The following is a 14984-nucleotide window of genomic DNA, read 5'->3' on the forward strand; positions in this document are numbered from 1 at the left end:
AGCGCCTGATCTCCCGCGTCCGCCTGAGGCCCCGCAGGTGGAAAGATGGTCTCTCATGGACACGCCTGAGAAGCCCACCGAACGCTCCGCAGGATCGACCCGTCCGCGCACTGACGCCGTCGTGACCGGGACGCACCGCCAAGCCGCGAAGGCCTCCGAGACCGCGCGCAAGATCGTCCGCGACATCACGACGGTCCCGCCGCGCAGCGTGCACCCGGCGCTCGTGCCCGGTGTCTCGGTCGAGGAGACGGGGCGCACCTACCGCACCGACCCGCTCGTCTTCGGCGTCGCCGCCGCGTTCGCCCTCGCCTTCATCGCGTGGGGCGTGTTCGCGGGGGACAACCTCGCCGGCACCACGAGCACGGTCCTCGCCTGGGTCGTGGAGTACTTCGGCTTCTTCTTCACGACCATCGCCACGATCATCCTCGTGTTCATGCTGTTCGTCGGCTTCAGCAAGTACGGGCGCATCCCGCTCGGCCGCGACGACGAGGAGCCCGAGTTCTCGATGTTCTCGTGGATCTCCATGCTCTTCGCGGCGGGCATGGGCATCGGCCTGGTGTTCTGGGGCGCCGCCGAGCCGCTGACGTTCTTCGAGAACCCGCCGCCAGGCACCGTCGAGGCGAACACCCTCGAGGCCATGCACACCGCGCAGACCCAGGTGCTGTACCACTGGGGTCCGCAGGCCTGGGCGTTCTACGCGCTCGTCGGCGGAGCCATCGCGTACGGCGCCTACCGCCGCGGCCGCACGCCGCTGATCTCCTCGATCTTCGCCCCACTGCTGGGCGAGAACCGCACCACGGGCCCGGTCGGCCGCACGATCGACATCTTCTCCATCATCGTGACGCTGTTCGGCACGGCCGCCTCCCTCGGTCTCGGGGCGCTGCAGATCGGGCACGGCGTCGAGATCGTGAGCGGAGCCGGACCCCTCGGCAACGGCATCCTCATCGCGGTCATCGCGGTGCTCACGGCCTGCTTCATCGCGTCCGCCGTCTCCGGTGTCTCCAAGGGCATCCGCGCGCTGTCGAACATCAACGCCGTGGTCGCCATCCTGCTGGCGTTCTTCGTGTTCTTCGTCGGCCCGACGCTGCTGATCCTCAACGTCATCCCGTCGGTCGCGGTCCAGTTCCTCGGCGACCTGCCCACCATGATCGGCCGCTCCGCCTCGCAGGGTGAAGCCGCGCAGGCCTTCCTGTCGAGCTGGACGATCTTCTACTGGGCGTGGTGGATCTCGTGGTCGCCCTTCGTCGGGATGTTCATCGCGAAGATCTCTCGCGGCCGCACGCTCCGTCAGTTCGTGTCGGTCGTCATCGTGGTGCCGTCCGCGATCTCGCTCGTGTGGTTCGCGATCTTCGGCACCACGGCCATCCAGCAGCAGATGGACGGCGCGGGTCTCGTCGTCGACCCGCCGGAGGAGGTGCTGTTCGGGGTGCTGGAGAACCTGCCGTTCCCGCTCGTCACCAGCATCATCCTGATCATCCTCATCGCGATCTTCTTCATCACGGGCGCCGACTCCGCCTCGCTCGTCATGGGCACGCTGTCCCAGCAGGGCCGCCCGGAGCCATCGCGCTGGGTCGCCGTCGTCTGGGGTGTGCTCGTCGGGGTGATCGCGGCGGTGCTGCTCGTCAGCGGCGCCGAGGGGAGCGGCCTGCAGTCGCTGCAGAACGCGACGATCATCGCGGCGCTGCCGTTCGCGATCATCATGACGTTCATGATGATCGCGTTCATGAAGGATCTGCGGCGGGATCCCCTGATCCTCCGCGACCGGTATGCCCGCGCCGCCGTCCGCCACAGCGTCATGGCCGGGCTCGAGGAGTACGGCGACGACTTCGCGCTCGTGCCCGTCGAGTACGACCACTCCGAGGACGACCTCGCCTGGATCGATGAGGACACCGTCGACGACACCCTCGCCGAGGTGTACGAGGCCGCGACCGAGGCGATCGACATCATCCCGCCGGCCGAGGTGGACGCCGCCGTCGATGCGGCGATGGACGCCCCTGCCGACAAGGACTGAACGCGGGAGCTCAGGCGCTCACGCCGGGTCAGGCACGTCCTCACGCAGGACGCCTGAACCGGCGTGGTCGCCTGTCTCGGCAGCCGCGGTGATCCGCGCGGCCATGCCGGAGAAGATGAGCCCGTGGAAGGGCAGCACCGCGAGCCAGTACAGCCGGCCGAGGAGCCCGCGGGGGAAGAACACGGCGCGCTGCTCGTAGCGGGCGCCGTCGCCGTCGGGCACCGCGCGCAGTTCGAGCCACGCCTCGCCCGGCACCTTCATCTCGGCGCGGAGGCGCAGCAGATGCCCCTCCTCGGTCTGCTCGACCGCCTCGACGCGCCAGAAGTCGATCGCATCCCCGACTCGGGCGGCGGTGCGGCTGCGGCGTCCGCGGCGGAGCCCCACACCGCCCACCACGCGGTCCATGAGTCCCCGGACCGCCCAGAGCAGCGGCGACGAGTACCACCCGTTCTCTCCGCCGATCCCGAGGATGACGCGCCACAGCTCCGCGACGGACGCGCGGGTCGCGACGGAGCGCTTGTCCGTGAAGACGGTGCGTCCGGCCCAGTCCGGGTCGCTCGGCAGCGGGTCGCTCGGGGCTCCGGTCACCTCGGCGTCCTGCCAGCTCGTCTCCACGGCGTCCGCGTCCACCCGGCCGAGGGCCAGCGCCACGGACCGGCGATACGGCGTGAGCCCGCCCTCGGGGCGCGGGATGAGTGCGTCGACGGCGTGGTCCTTCATGATGCACTCGTTCTGCAGCGACGCGACGAGCGGCCGGGCGATGGAGCGCGGCACCGGCGTGACGAGGTTCACCCAGTGCGAGGCGAGTTCCGGGGTCAGCACCGGAAGGGCCGCGATGGCGCGCTGCCGCAGCCCGGCCTCCACCGCGTACCCGTTCATCATCTGGCCGTAGCGCAGCACATCCGGTCCGCCGATGTCGACCGCGCGGTTCACCTGATCGTCGACCCGTGCCGCCCCGAGCAGGTAGTGCAGCACGTCGCGGACGGCGATGGGCTGGATGCGGTAGCGCACCCACTTCGGCGCCGGCATGTACGGCAGCACGTCGGTGAGGTGCCGGATCATCTCGAAGGACGCCGAACCGGAGCCGATCACCACGCCCGCCTGCAGGACGAGCGTGGGCACCCCGGACTCCAGGAAGATCTCGCCGACGTGGACCCGGGAGCGGAGGTGCGGGGAGAGCTTCACGTCGTCCGGGTGCAGGCCGCCGAGGTAGACGATCCGCCGCACCCCGGCCCGGGCGGCGGCCGTGGCGACGGTGGTCGCGGCGCGCTCGTCGCTCTCCTCGAAGCCCTTCCCGGCCGACATGGAGTGGATGAGGTAGTACACGACGTCGACGTCGTCCATCGCGGAGGCGACGGCGTGCTCGTCGTCGGCGGACCCCTCGAAGATCTCGCACTCCTCGCCCCAGCCGAAGGAGGCGGCGCGGGCGGCGTCCCGCGCGAGGACCCGGACCCGGTAGCCGGCGTTCAGCAGGCGCGGGGTCAGGCGGCCGCCGATGTAGCCGGTGGCACCGAGCACGAGGGCGCGGGGTGCGGAGCCGTCGTCGCGGGGGACCGCCCGCAGGGCGTCCTCGCGACCGGTGGGCTGGGTGAGCTCGCTCATGCTCCGAGGGTAGATCCCGGGGCCGACATGCGGTACGGGCTTGCGCCCGCAGCATCGGCGCCTCCGGGTGACGTCGCGAGCACCCCCGGCGACAGGGTACGGTCGTATCCGTGACCTCAATCGAATCGATTCGACGAGCGCCCGCGGACCGCGCCACCCGTCGTGCGCGTCTCGCCGTCTCGGCGCTGTTCCTCACGAACGGCGCCCTGTTCGCGAACATCCTCCCGCGGTACCCGGAGATCAAAGCCGCCCTCGGCCTCGACAACCTCGGCTACGGTCTCGCGCTCGCCGCCTTCCCTGCCGGGGCGATCGCGGCCGGACTCCTGGCAGCCACGCTGATCCGTCGCTTCGGGTCGGCGCGCGTCGCCGTCATCGGCACCGTCCTCACGAGCCTCGGCCTGCTGTCGGCGGCGCTCTCCCCGACCGGCGTCCTCTTCGCGATCGCCCTCTTCGTCGGCGGCGCCTCCGATGCCATCACCGATGTCGCGCAGAACGCCCACGGCCTGCGCGTGCAGCGGCGGTACGGGCGCTCGATCATCAACTCCTTCCACGCCATCTGGTCCATCGGCGCGGTGCTCGGCGGAGTGATGGCCGCGGGCGCGATCGCCCTGCAGCTCCCGCTCGCCGTCCACCTGGGGATCTCGACCGCGGTGTTCGCGACGGTCGCCCTCGTCGCCCTCCGCTTCTGCCTGCCCGGCCGCGACGACGAGGCCGACGAGGAGGCGGTGGCGGAACCCGAGGAGATCGCCTCCGCGGTCCGTCGCGGCGTTCCGGCGCGGACGGTGCTGGCCGTGATCGCCCTGACCCTCATCGCGATGGCCGGAGCCATCGCCGAAGACGCGGGCAACTCGTGGGCCACCCTCTACCTCGGTGACTCCCTGGGAGCGGCGGCCGCGGTCGCACCGCTCGGGTTCATCGCCCTCGTCGGCGCGCAGTTCGTCGGGCGTCTGCTCGGCGATCCGATGACCGATCGCTTCGGGCAGCGCTGGGTGGCGCGGGTCGGCGGCCTCATCGCCGCCGTCGGGATGACGCTCGCGCTGCTCTTCCCGACCGTGCCCGGCACGATTCTCGGGTTCGCGGCCGTCGGCTTCGGGATCGCCACCCTCATCCCCGCCGCGATGCACGCCGCCGACGAGCTCCCGGGGCTGCGGCCCGGGGTCGGGCTCACCGTGGTGTCCTGGCTGCTGCGGCTCGGCTTCCTGCTGTCGCCGCCGTTCGTCGGGTGGCTGGCGGAGACGCAGAGTCTCCGCGCGGGGCTCGTGGTCGCGCCTGTCGCGGCGCTCGTGGCGGTGCTGCTCGCGGGCTTCCTGGACGCCCGGCGCCCGCGGAACGGGTCGGACTAGGCCGGCTCCTCCACGAGATCGGCGCCGCCGTGCGCGGCGTCGGCGTCCGCGGCCTCCTGGATCGCGGCGGTCATCCCCACGAGGAACCGCATGACGACGACGCGCTCCTCGTCGGAGAGGTCGTCCACGAGGGACAGCATGCGCCGGTGCATCGCACCCAGCGTCGCGCGCACCTCGTCGTCGCTGCTCACGGTGGGCACGACGATGCCGGCGCGGCGGTCGGTCGGGTGCGGTTCGCGGCGGGCGTGCCCGCCCTTCTCCAGCCGGTCGATGAGCGTCGTCGTCGACGCGGTGGAGATGTCGAGCATGCGCGCCAGATCGATGGGCCGCACGATGCGCCCGGCCTTCTGCTCGCGCAGCAGGAACCGGAGGGCGACGAGGTCTGTCTCGTTCATCCCCATGGACGCGCGCGTGCGGGCGCGCATCGCCGTCTCGGCGCTGCGGTACCGCCGCAGCATGTTGAGCACGTCGACCGTGGTGGCGCGCTCGCTGTCGGGGTACCAGTACCCGGAGGCGTGGAACTCGCCGGTGCTGTCGGTCACGCGACCTCTCCTTCGTCGCTGGAACCGGCCTCCCGCTCGAGCATCTCCATCGCGCCGGTCTCGACCTCGGCCGGGACGATGCGCAGGAGCCCGCCGGTGATCGCGTCGGTCTCGGCGCCGATGATCTGCTCGATCCGGCGTCGCGAGACGGAGGGGAAGAGTTCCTCCAGGCGTGCGAGCAGATCGGCGTAGCGGATGTACGACGCCTCCTCGAGGCTCAGTGGCTCGGGCATGGCATCCTTTCGGGGGCAGGGTTCCATCATCGCACCTCCGGAAGTCCCTGGTCTCCCGCGAATATCGCTAGTCAGCCTTACTTTCAGACTGTCGAGGTACCATGGAGAGCGGGGAAGGAGGATCTCTGCATGGGAAACGTGAGCACCGACGTCTCGACCTCAGCGCTCGCGCGCGATGTCGACGACTTCCGTCGCGCCGACGCGCAGTTGAACCGCCGTCTCGCGGCTCGGCGCGAACCCAACGATACCGACCGCGCCGCGATGCACTTCATCAGCACCGCGCCCGTCGAGAAGCCCGTCACTCCCCGCGACCTGGCCACCTACCTCGGTATCAGCACGGCCGCCGTCACGAGCGTCGTCCGGCGGATGTCGGAGCGGGGACAGATCGTCGTCGCCCCGCACCCCCTGGATGCCCGGTCCAAAGTCCTCCGCCCGTCCCTGCGAGATCTGCACGGCCAGGGTGACGAGCTGGCGCAGCGCGTGGCCGCCGTCGAGGGCGAGTTCACGGCGGAGGAGGCGGCTGTGATCTCCCGCTTCCTGCGCCGCCTGACCGATGAGCTCGGCGATCTTCCCTGATCGATTTGATTTAACTAGTTAAACTAGTAAACTATCCTCGTCCAGGTTTTCTGCCACGAGGAGAAGAACATGGGAACCCTCACCTACGCGAACCTCGCCGAGCCGATCGAGATCGACGACGAGCTGCTCGCCCACCTTCGCGCCGCCACCGTCACCAAGCTGCGGCGCAACGAGCCGTTCGCGCTCACGGTGCAGACCGGCGCCGACCGCACCGAGACGCTGTGGATCCACGCGTCCATCCCGATCCGCTTCGTCGTCGAGACGTCGGTCACCCTGCAGCGACCGTTGCTGGCCCGTCTCATGCAGGCCGCGGGCTCGACCGGCGGACTCGACCTCACAGACCCCGAGCTCGCGCTCGATGCGGTATCGCGCGAACTGCACGCGATGTCCGCCTGATAACGGAGGGGTGCAGACCTGCCTCACCGCCTCGGGATCCTCTTCAAGGGCTCTCGGATCCCGGGCGGTGATGGCTACGGCGAGAACGGAGCGGGGGCTCTCGATCGCCGACCGCGGCATCCGGCCGCCGGGATTCGGGTTCCCGGCAGCCGGATGCCGTTTCTTCGTCAGAGGGCGGTGTAGCCGCCGTCGACGAGGTGGTAGCTGCCGGTGATGAAGCTCGCGGCGTCGCTCGCGAGGAACACCACGAGGTTCGCGACCTCCTCGGCCTGGCCGAGGCGCCCGATCGGGTGCTTGGACACGAGGAAGTCCTTCGCCTCGTCGCCCATGTTCGCCAGGAGCGGGGTGTCGATGAACCCGGGGCCGACCGAGTTCACGCGGACGCCCTGCGCCGAGTACTCGAGAGCGGCGGTCTTCGTCATGCCGACGACGCCGTGCTTGGCGGTGACGTAGGCGGGGGAGCCCGCGAAGCCGACGCTGCCGAGGATCGAGGCGATGTTCACGACCGAGCCGCCGCCGTTGGCGAGGATCGACGGGATCTGCGCCTTCATGTTGCGGAATACGGCGTTGAGGTTGATGGCGATCACCTTGTCCCACGCGTCTTCCTCGTAGTCCGCGGTGGGCGCCGTCGCGCCGCCGATGCCGGCGTTGTTGACGCCGATGCGGAGCGGGGCGAGCGAGTTGGCGAGCTCGACCGACGAGGCGATCCAGGCCGGGTCGGTCGCGTCGCCGACCGACGCCTCCGCGGTGCCGCCGGCGGCGCGGATCTCCTCGACGACCGCGTTCGCGTGCTCCGCGTTCAGGTCGTTGACCACCACCGCCGCGCCGTTCTGCGCCAGCAGCAGGGCGACCGCGCGGCCGATGCCGCTGCCCGCTCCTGTCACGATCGCCGAGCGGTTCGAGACGTCGTACTGAGCCACTTTCGGGCTCCTTCCCGGGCGGGCGCGGTGCCGGGAGATCTTCTCGGACGGTCCGTCCTTCCCTCCAGCCTACGCCCGTAATACCGGTGTGGATTCATGTGAATGGAAATGCTCGGCCGCCTGGCTACGCTGTGGGAACCGTCTGTCCCGGGGAAAATGTCAGAATCGCGATGAAATCGGACTAAGTCCGATGTAAAGCGCTAAGTTCACTGCCTCACGAAGGGGCTGATCCGATCATACGGATCGGGTCGGACATCTCGCCTCACGGAGTTCTGAATCCCCATGGCGCGCATCTCGGCGACCCAGCGTTCCCCGTCGGCCAAGCAGGACAGCTCTAGCGTCGAAGCTCGTAACCCTGTTCGTTTAGTAGGTTGATTGCGATCTCGAGCAGCGTCCCAATGAACTCGATGAGGTCTGCAATCAGCTCCTCGTCTGGTTCGTACAGAGCCCCGCCCATCTGAGGCGTAGATGGGGGCGTCTCGATCGCGTGGCGCAGAGTGGTGATGAACTGCCCGTGCGCGTGGGCCGAGGTTATCGCCCAATAGTTGAAGGTCTGCAATGTGGGGCCCGGAACGCGACTCGCTATCTTCCTTGTGATCGAGGAGGGATCGATCAATGGTGCGCTGAGAACGTCTTCCGGATCGGATCCGAGGTTGCTCGCCGTGGTCCTGAGAAAACGTCCGAGTGCTGCTATTCCCTGTTCGGTCTTGTCATCCGGCGTTCGCGCTTTGCGCAGAGCGTTGGTCAGCTTCAGCCCGTGCCTGTGCTCGATACGAGCAATCTCAAGTGCCCTGCGGACTCTAGAAGGGGAATCGGTACCATCCAGAATCCAGATCACCTCCACGAGCCCCTCCAACACAGGACGGAACAAGGTGTAGTCAGCCTGCATATGAAGGAGCAACACGTCCTCTTCGGGGCTGGCGGCAAGCTCCGCCCAGGCGGATACGTGGTCTGCAACGGTGAGGACGAGCCCGGAGACTATGGCATGAGGGATGACGATGTTTCCTGCGAGGGCTTGATCTTCCTCCGCCATCGACCCCTTTCGAACCGTGGGCACTCCACTCTTGATCGCCGCCGCGAAGTCCCGGAATCCTTCGACAGCACCGCTGAGAGTCTGCAAGGTGGAACGCTGTGTCATAGCACTGAGCGTACGGGGGGATCGAGCGTCATCTGATAATCCGAGATCGCAGATTGCCGTCCTGGGGTGGTTCTACTTCTTGACGCGGTAGCCGAGTCTCTTCACGGCTTTCGCGAGGTACACGTTCGCACTGGAGGAGTCCAGTCGGGTGTGCACCAACGGCAACTGCGGGAACGAGTCCTCGGCAGGCGAGAACAGCGTCACCATCGGGCCGAAGTCGATCGATGACACGTGGTAGAGCCCGTCGATGCTCGACCCAAGTTGGTCATGGATCGCATTCGCCCAGTTCCGTGTGTATCGCTTAGGCCCCATCTGGATCGAAGAGGTCGTCCCGTTGATTACAGGCCAGTTGCTGGTGAGATCCAGTAACCGAAGCTCACGCGTCGGACGCCAAGCCGCGAGGGTGTTTCCACGAACGCGCCGATTGATTAGTCGGCCCTTCTGAAAAACCTCGCCGAGAGCTGTCGTAGATCCAGCAGCTGCGTACATCACGCCATAATCAGCATGATGCTGCTGTGGCTCGGGATGCGGGTCAAAGCGCATGGTTCTGATCGGCCCGAAGTGCCGCAGCTCATCCCACGCCTGCGGGTGAGGACCTCTTGTAGCGAAGACCCGCCAGAGGATCCCATCGAATGATCTCAGGTGCTCACGAGCGTCGAGTGTGAGCGGCGCCGGGGGTGTTGCGGGGACTTTCGCGTTCGACGGGCTCACGTGATGTCGGCGTCTTCGAGGATGTCCACTACGGGTGCAGGATCCTTCGCGGCAGCCAGCCACTCGATCGGCGTCATCCATTCCTGGGGGTCGACAGACTCATCGCTCGACCGCAAGTCGTCTTGAGGTGTAGTCATGAAGCCTTCGACGTCGGCCGGATCCCAGTCGGACGGGATCGCTCGGACGAGCAGGGGAAGGTGGGGGATCGTCGAGACCTTTTCGCCGGGAATGAACTGCCATCGAGGGTAGAGGCGGATCCTTCCCGCCCGGAAGCCGTACAGGGTGTTCTTGCTCTGGCGGTGACGCACACTGGAGGCATCGATGCCGAGGAGCGCTGCGACTTCGGATGCGGTGTAGGTGTTGGTTAGGGCGCGCACGTGAGTCTCGCGTTCGAGTTTGGCGAGCCCACCGCTGGTGACGAATGCGGCTGCCTCGGCGAACTCCTCCGGAGTGAAATCGCCGGACTCGATCAGGAAGTCGGCTTGCTGCTCTGTGAGGCCCAGCTCGGTCGATTGACGGTCGGTCATGGCATCGGCGAGCTCGTCGATGAGTGCGTTGAACACGGATACGTCGACGTTTGACGTCTTCGCCACCTGTGCAAGGCGCTCAACACCGGCTTGTACGTCGGTCTTTTCTGGGGCCTTGGTCGCCACGACGAGCTTCGGTTTCCCGTCGAGGAATCGACCTGTCGCGGTGCCGCGGTTCACAGTCGTCTCGCGGGCGGCGACGCGAGCTGAGGAGGCACGGGTGCGACTCTTCTTCACAGCCATCTTGCCTCCTCGTGGCGGCATCTAGTTAGTGCGTACACGCATTATCTTACGCGCGCTTTTGCGTGTATGCATCCCCGTGTGGTGCCGAAGGTGAGAGCGGTCAAGCGCTCCTGGACCGGGAGCAGCGGCGTTGTAGGGGGCATGTCGTGCGCCTTCAAGGCGGCTCCCCAACTCTTGCCACCTTCCTGCCCGGCGCAACGCTTTCAACGCGTAGCAATCAACGAGGATGTCGTTGGCCTACGCTTGAATGCTTGCGTGGGGAAGAGCAAAAACACTCGTAGAAACAAGCGGCCTCGATCTCAACGGTCGGCGGTGAGCACCGTGCAACGGGAGCCAGACGCACTCGAACTGGCCTTGTCAGCGTACGATCCGGACGAGCTCTGGACGTTGATTTTCGCCGCCGCCACGTCCCCGGGCAACAGGCATCGGTCGGTGACATTGGGAAGCAGCTTCGCGGCTGCGCTACGAGCCTCCGCCGCTCCGGCGCCGGACGAGTACCAACCGCTGCCGTCGATCCAAGCACTGTCCGATCTAGCGGCTACCACCTATGGGATCGGACTGGAGCGTGAAGATTTTATCGCCACCGACCCCACCCGAACTGTCTTCCTCGCCGTCGGCGCTGAGCCGCTGCGCGCGGTGCCTGGCCTCACCGAACGGCCGGTCGCCGACCTCACGCGTGCGCTCAGAATGGCGGAAGCGGTAGACGGTCGCCTCCACCGGCGATTTCGATTCGGTATCGCGAACGTGGTGAACGTGGCGATGAGGTACGGCGATTTCTGCGTGCGCCACCTTGCGGACGCATGGGTACCAGCCCCGGACCTGGAGCTCAACGATGAGGTCTCATTGCCGGACGTTGAGTATGAAGCGACGCGGGCCTTCCTCAACCTGGATCCCCTCGACCACATCGAACTCGGTGAGGCTGACAAAAGGGCGTTGGAATGGATGACGAACTCCGCAAGTAGGGCCGCGTTCGACGTGGAGAGTCTCTCCAGTCCGTTCGAAAGGTTCCTTCGCTTTGCTGACACGGCGGGTGGACACCGATGGGTGCCGCCACTCTTCATCCCGGAGATCATGGCTCATGCCGCCCGAGAGCTGGTGTCTGCGCTCGACCGAGACAGCCAAGCACGAAAGGCCCTCCGGAGCTCTTGCCTGAACCAGATCCGTCAAGCCCTGTGGCGTTTCTCCCACCAGTTGATCGAACCCCCGCCCTCCAGCGAAGGCGCCGCCATCCCGCTTCGAGGGATTGACGTTCAGTGGTTGGTACCAGTGAATCCGTCCACTTTCATCGCCGTCTCGGTCATCTACGTCCCCGACCTGGGGGCCTCGCCGCCGCCATACATCGGCTCAGTGGAGCTGGCGAAACAGGTGAGGGCGCAATCCGGCCCTGTGCCGGTGCGGATGGCGGGCGGGCGACGCGGAACCATCAAGTCGGGCGCGGAGGTCATCCCGTTGACGGTGTTCGCGGCGCCCGGTCACATCGCTGTGCCGCAGGCGGTCGGCGAGGCAAAACTCGCGCTTGAAGACCTGACATGGATTGCGGAAACTGCCACGTCCGACGATGATCTTTACGCATTCGCGCGGGATCTGAGCGCTCCCGATTTCCCTGAGAGCTTCGGGTGGGAGGCGATCAACTACTGGGAGCCGTGGAAAGCTAATGGCAAGTCTTTTTTCAAGGGTGGTGTGGTACCCAATGCCGTCTACTTTGAAGCGCACGCGGGCGAGGCCGAGTGGGATCGAGCGGTAGAGCTATCGGATCTCGAAGTGGCGCTCATCGGGGTTGGGCTTCCACCGATTCGAGACCTCCGAGCGGCAGAAGTCGCCCCGGGGCCCGTCGCAAACGTCGCGATAATCGCAGGCGACCCCACGTATGACGCCACCCGAGGTGTCAACACCGCGCCGAGTGTTGACGGGTGGTCGCTCGCTCTCACCGAACCCCCCGTTGCCGTGGCACGGGGGGTTCTAGAGGCAGCATCTACCGACCACCGACGGTTCGTCTTCGACTTATGCGGCGGGCTAATCTACGGCTTCGCTGCGCTTGGTGATCGATGGCGTTCCGCGCACCAGGCGATCGATGTGCCCGGATACGTCCTCTACCTCCACGTATCGGAAGCAGTCCCGGGTGAATCGTCCGGCGTGGTCACGCCGTATCTCGACCCGCATGTGCGTGCCATCGACGAACCGGTCAACGTTTTGTGGCGCATCGATGTCGAGGGCTTCGCCGACTCAGCGAATGGAGATCCGCAGGCGGCGAATCTCCTAACAGCGGACGCAGTGTTCGATCTGCTCCGCGCGGGAGGCATGGATGTCGACACCGCAGCGGCGCTCCGCGACCAGTGGCGCACAGCGAAACCCTTTCTCATCTTGGAGATGAAGCAGGCACGGACCACTCTCAATCACCTGCCTGATCCGTGGCGTCTACGACCCTCTGACGAAAGCCGTATGGTTGCGGCGTTGGGGCGACGACTCCACGATGCCGGCGTTCAACCTGGCGAGTACCGAGCGGATGATGCGAATCGACTTATCCGCGAACATCTTGCGCCCCTTGCTCTCGAAACCCTGACTGAAGGAATCAAGAGCCACGATGGGAGCGAGGTGGTGCTGACGGGTATGGAGCAACTGGCGAGGGTGATGGACAGCGCCATTCATCAGCAAGACGATCTATCCCGAGTCGCAGCGAATCTCTCGACCGAATGGGATCCGCTCACCCGCACGGCCGAACTCTCGGCGGAGACACTTCAGCTTCGTCAATGTAACGAGATCGTGGTGGAAGCCGCCCTGCGCATCCTGGACAAGCCGGCGGCGACGAAGCCGATCACTCCTCAGGCATGGAGCGGTCTCCTTGCCGCCGCAGATGCGTACCTCACCGCGACCACATTGAGCGAGCGGATGTATCACCAAGTCGCGCCCGCAGTCATCACCCTCAGCCCGATGTACGAGCTGACCGTGGACGACGATCCGCATCCCGACGCATCGGCGTGGGGCCTACGAAACGACGAACTGACCCGTGCAGCTGCGGGCATTCGGCTGCACGGCACGCAAGACGACGACTCGCTGCAACAGGCGAACGAAGAAGACCACGTCGAAGATGCGTTCCAGCAGGCATGGGGAGCGACGTCGCAGGACATGTTCTCCACCCTCGCCGCGCTCGCAAAGTGGGAGACGTTTGAGCCAGGCAGGACGACTGCCCACGTCACCGTGGCCGAGGCCACAGTGTGGGTCTGTGATGCGCTGGGCTCGGGCGCGGATGAGTCGCAAAGATCGCGTGTCGAAGCTGCCATCGAGATGCTCACGAGCACGGCCGTCCAGATGCAAGCCGTGGAGTGGAAGCCCTGGCAAACGCGCACTCGGCGCCATCGGCTCCTCGTGCAACCGCTGGTGCAAGATTCGGATGGACGACTCATTGTCAGCCCCCAGTACCTGCTGACCTCCTTTCAGGTCTACTACCGCCACCTCCTCCAAGGGGTTCTTCCCTGGGCGGGAGACGTTCCTCAGCCTGTCAGCAACGCGCTTGCGGACCGCCGTGCGCGCCGCAATATTCGGTTCGAGAGATTCCTTCAGAACCGGCTAGAGGAACTCGGCTACACCACGGTCGCCCGCGTGAAACCCAACGACCACGCGCGGCTCGGCGTGCCGACTCTCACCACCGAGGTCGACCTCGTGTGCGGACGCCCTGGCGATAGCACCATCTGGTTGATCGAGGCGAAGGACCCTGCGTCGGTGCATGGATTCGCTGAGACGGCGCGACAACTGCGCACCTTCTTCCGCGACCAGGTAGGAGACCGCGGGACCAAGCCCAGCTACACAACTCAGCTCGCCCGCAAGGAGAGCGAACTAGCGCCCCACGTCGCGAGCATTGCGACGCGTCTCGGGATCGGCGACCCCCCTGACGGCGAGGAGTTTCACCTAAGCACCCTCTTCGTAACCCGAAACCTCACTCCGGCAAGCTACGTCGACGAGCAGTTTCAGGTTGAGACGGCGACGGAGTTTCTCGCAGCTCGAGGCCACACACATTAGACGACGTGTGAGCGGTGCGCGCTACGCCGTTGCGTTGCCACGAGCTCTATCGCCACTTCTGACCTTCGATAATCCGGGCCAGAGCTGCTACGTCGCCGCCACGCCTGAACCATTCCACAGGGCTGTGCTGACCGTCGGTGACCATGGTCGACTGCGGCGTCGCCATCAGAGCAGATACCGACATCCATCCCTTGTCTTTTACGATGTCGATGATCTCGGTTAGGTGCGGTAGGAGTTTCCCCGGCGAGGAGAGGCTGAACTGCCACGACGGAAAACGCCGGGACTGTGCAACATCGACCATGTACAACTCGCCGCGGTCGGCGGCAGCAAAGAGCGACTCTTCGTCCATATGCAAGAAGCCAGCGGCTGCGGAAGCAGATACGGTCTGGAGCACGCTCGTCAGAAGAGTGCTCGCTACACTCGCGAGAAGACCCCCGCGAGCAACTTCGATCGATGTCGCCTCGAGCGACTCTGGCGTGAACGCCTTGGACTGGATGAGATAGCTGACCTCCTGCGGAGTCAGCTCTTCCTGATCCGCGATCGGTCGCTCTGCGCGGAGCTGGTCAGTCAGCGCTCGAACGATGAAGTCCCCGTCCGCGTTCAACCGGCCGACGGCGTCGACGAACGCCGCGATCGCATCGGTGGATGGCTGTGCCTGCCAAGGGCGGGTTCGTGGCTGGCCTTTGGTTTCATCCATGTGCGACAGCGTAGATGAGCCTCCGCTGGAA

The 14984-nt window shown here is 66.3% G+C and carries 13 protein-coding genes; 5 read left to right on the forward strand and 8 right to left on the reverse strand.

Going from position 1 to position 14984, the window contains the following annotated elements:
• The first annotated feature begins 55 nt into the window (after window positions 1-55).
• Complete coding sequence (locus tag C6C15_RS01230) at window positions 56-2011, forward strand: BCCT family transporter (RefSeq protein WP_105949091.1); 1956 nt, start codon at window positions 56-58, stop codon at window positions 2009-2011.
• An 18-nt stretch (window positions 2012-2029) separates the two neighbouring features.
• Here C6C15_RS01230 and C6C15_RS01235 read toward each other — a convergent pair whose 3' ends face one another.
• Window positions 2030-3613 (reverse strand): SDR family oxidoreductase, encoded by a 1584-nt coding sequence (locus tag C6C15_RS01235; RefSeq protein ID WP_105949092.1) that lies wholly within the window; start codon window positions 3611-3613, stop codon window positions 2030-2032.
• Window positions 3614-3732: 119 nt separating this feature from the next.
• Here C6C15_RS01235 and C6C15_RS01240 point away from each other — a divergent pair, with 119 nt between their 5' ends.
• Complete coding sequence (locus C6C15_RS01240; RefSeq protein WP_234024252.1) at window positions 3733-4956, forward strand: MFS transporter; 1224 nt, start codon at window positions 3733-3735, stop codon at window positions 4954-4956.
• On the opposite strand, the gene C6C15_RS01245 is transcribed toward C6C15_RS01240, so the two are convergent.
• Together C6C15_RS01245 and C6C15_RS01250 are read right to left on the reverse strand one after the other, a co-directional pair.
• Window positions 4953-5498 (reverse strand): MarR family winged helix-turn-helix transcriptional regulator, encoded by a 546-nt coding sequence (locus tag C6C15_RS01245; RefSeq protein ID WP_060921947.1) that lies wholly within the window; start codon window positions 5496-5498, stop codon window positions 4953-4955. The two genes, C6C15_RS01240 and C6C15_RS01245, sit on opposite strands and share 4 nt — an antisense overlap.
• Window positions 5495-5731, reverse strand: coding sequence for a hypothetical protein (locus C6C15_RS01250; RefSeq protein ID WP_060921946.1), 237 nt, complete (start codon window positions 5729-5731; stop codon window positions 5495-5497). Before C6C15_RS01250 ends, C6C15_RS01245 begins: the two co-directional genes overlap by 4 nt.
• A gap of 129 nt (window positions 5732-5860) precedes the next feature.
• Between C6C15_RS01250 and C6C15_RS01255 the strand changes: the two genes are divergently transcribed.
• On the forward strand, window positions 5861-6307 hold the full coding sequence (locus C6C15_RS01255) for a MarR family winged helix-turn-helix transcriptional regulator (RefSeq protein WP_105949093.1): 447 nt from the start codon (window positions 5861-5863) through the stop codon (window positions 6305-6307).
• A 69-nt stretch (window positions 6308-6376) separates the two neighbouring features.
• Window positions 6377-6703: a DUF7882 family protein gene (locus tag C6C15_RS01260; RefSeq protein WP_060921944.1), complete on the forward strand. Its 327-nt coding sequence runs from the start codon at window positions 6377-6379 to the stop codon at window positions 6701-6703.
• A 167-nt stretch (window positions 6704-6870) separates the two neighbouring features.
• Here the strand turns inward: C6C15_RS01260 and C6C15_RS01265 are convergent, their stop codons facing one another.
• The 4 genes from C6C15_RS01265 to C6C15_RS01280 all read right to left on the reverse strand — a co-directional run bounded on the left by C6C15_RS01265 (window position 6871) and on the right by C6C15_RS01280 (window position 10242).
• Entirely contained in the window at window positions 6871-7623 is a 753-nt protein-coding gene (locus C6C15_RS01265; protein WP_062633228.1) for an SDR family NAD(P)-dependent oxidoreductase, read from the reverse strand.
• 334 nt (window positions 7624-7957) lie between these two features.
• Window positions 7958-8761 (reverse strand): hypothetical protein, encoded by an 804-nt coding sequence (locus C6C15_RS01270; RefSeq protein ID WP_061016784.1) that lies wholly within the window; start codon window positions 8759-8761, stop codon window positions 7958-7960.
• A gap of 72 nt (window positions 8762-8833) precedes the next feature.
• Window positions 8834-9553: an RES domain-containing protein gene (locus tag C6C15_RS17395; RefSeq protein WP_079112065.1), complete on the reverse strand. Its 720-nt coding sequence runs from the start codon at window positions 9551-9553 to the stop codon at window positions 8834-8836.
• The gene (locus tag C6C15_RS01280) at window positions 9469-10242 is read right to left on the reverse strand and encodes a hypothetical protein (RefSeq protein WP_061016786.1); all 774 of its coding nucleotides are present in this window, start codon (window positions 10240-10242) and stop codon (window positions 9469-9471) included. Before C6C15_RS01280 ends, C6C15_RS17395 begins: the two co-directional genes overlap by 85 nt.
• 312 nt (window positions 10243-10554) lie before the next feature.
• On the opposite strand from C6C15_RS01280, the gene C6C15_RS01285 reads away from it, so the two are divergent.
• The gene (locus tag C6C15_RS01285; RefSeq protein WP_061016788.1) at window positions 10555-14256 is read left to right on the forward strand and encodes a hypothetical protein; all 3702 of its coding nucleotides are present in this window, start codon (window positions 10555-10557) and stop codon (window positions 14254-14256) included.
• Between the two features lie 46 nt (window positions 14257-14302).
• On the opposite strand, the gene C6C15_RS01290 is transcribed toward C6C15_RS01285, so the two are convergent.
• Window positions 14303-14953 (reverse strand): hypothetical protein, encoded by a 651-nt coding sequence (locus C6C15_RS01290; protein ID WP_061016790.1) that lies wholly within the window; start codon window positions 14951-14953, stop codon window positions 14303-14305.
• Window positions 14954-14984 lie beyond the last annotated feature (31 nt).

Source organism: Microbacterium sp. str. 'China', from assembly GCF_002993305.1.
GTDB classification, from domain to species: Bacteria; Actinomycetota; Actinomycetes; order Actinomycetales; family Microbacteriaceae; genus Microbacterium; species Microbacterium paraoxydans.

What these genes read in the sequence shown, in the direction of transcription:
- C6C15_RS17395 (WP_079112065.1), bottom strand. Translation starts at nt 9,553, where the DNA reads ATGGATGACGCCGATCGAGTGGCTGGCTGCCGCGAAGGATCCTGCACC.
- C6C15_RS01290 (WP_061016790.1), bottom strand. Translation starts at nt 14,953, where the DNA reads ATGGATGAAACCAAAGGCCAGCCACGAACCCGCCCTTGGCAGGCACAG.
- C6C15_RS01270 (WP_061016784.1), bottom strand. Translation starts at nt 8,761, where the DNA reads ATGACACAGCGTTCCACCTTGCAGACTCTCAGCGGTGCTGTCGAAGGA.
- C6C15_RS01260 (WP_060921944.1), top strand. Translation starts at nt 6,377, where the DNA reads ATGGGAACCCTCACCTACGCGAACCTCGCCGAGCCGATCGAGATCGAC.
- C6C15_RS01250 (WP_060921946.1), bottom strand. Translation starts at nt 5,731, where the DNA reads ATGCCCGAGCCACTGAGCCTCGAGGAGGCGTCGTACATCCGCTACGCC.
- C6C15_RS01255 (WP_105949093.1), top strand. Translation starts at nt 5,861, where the DNA reads ATGGGAAACGTGAGCACCGACGTCTCGACCTCAGCGCTCGCGCGCGAT.
- C6C15_RS01230 (WP_105949091.1), top strand. Translation starts at nt 56, where the DNA reads ATGGACACGCCTGAGAAGCCCACCGAACGCTCCGCAGGATCGACCCGT.
- C6C15_RS01280 (WP_061016786.1), bottom strand. Translation starts at nt 10,242, where the DNA reads ATGGCTGTGAAGAAGAGTCGCACCCGTGCCTCCTCAGCTCGCGTCGCC.
- C6C15_RS01235 (WP_105949092.1), bottom strand. Translation starts at nt 3,613, where the DNA reads ATGAGCGAGCTCACCCAGCCCACCGGTCGCGAGGACGCCCTGCGGGCG.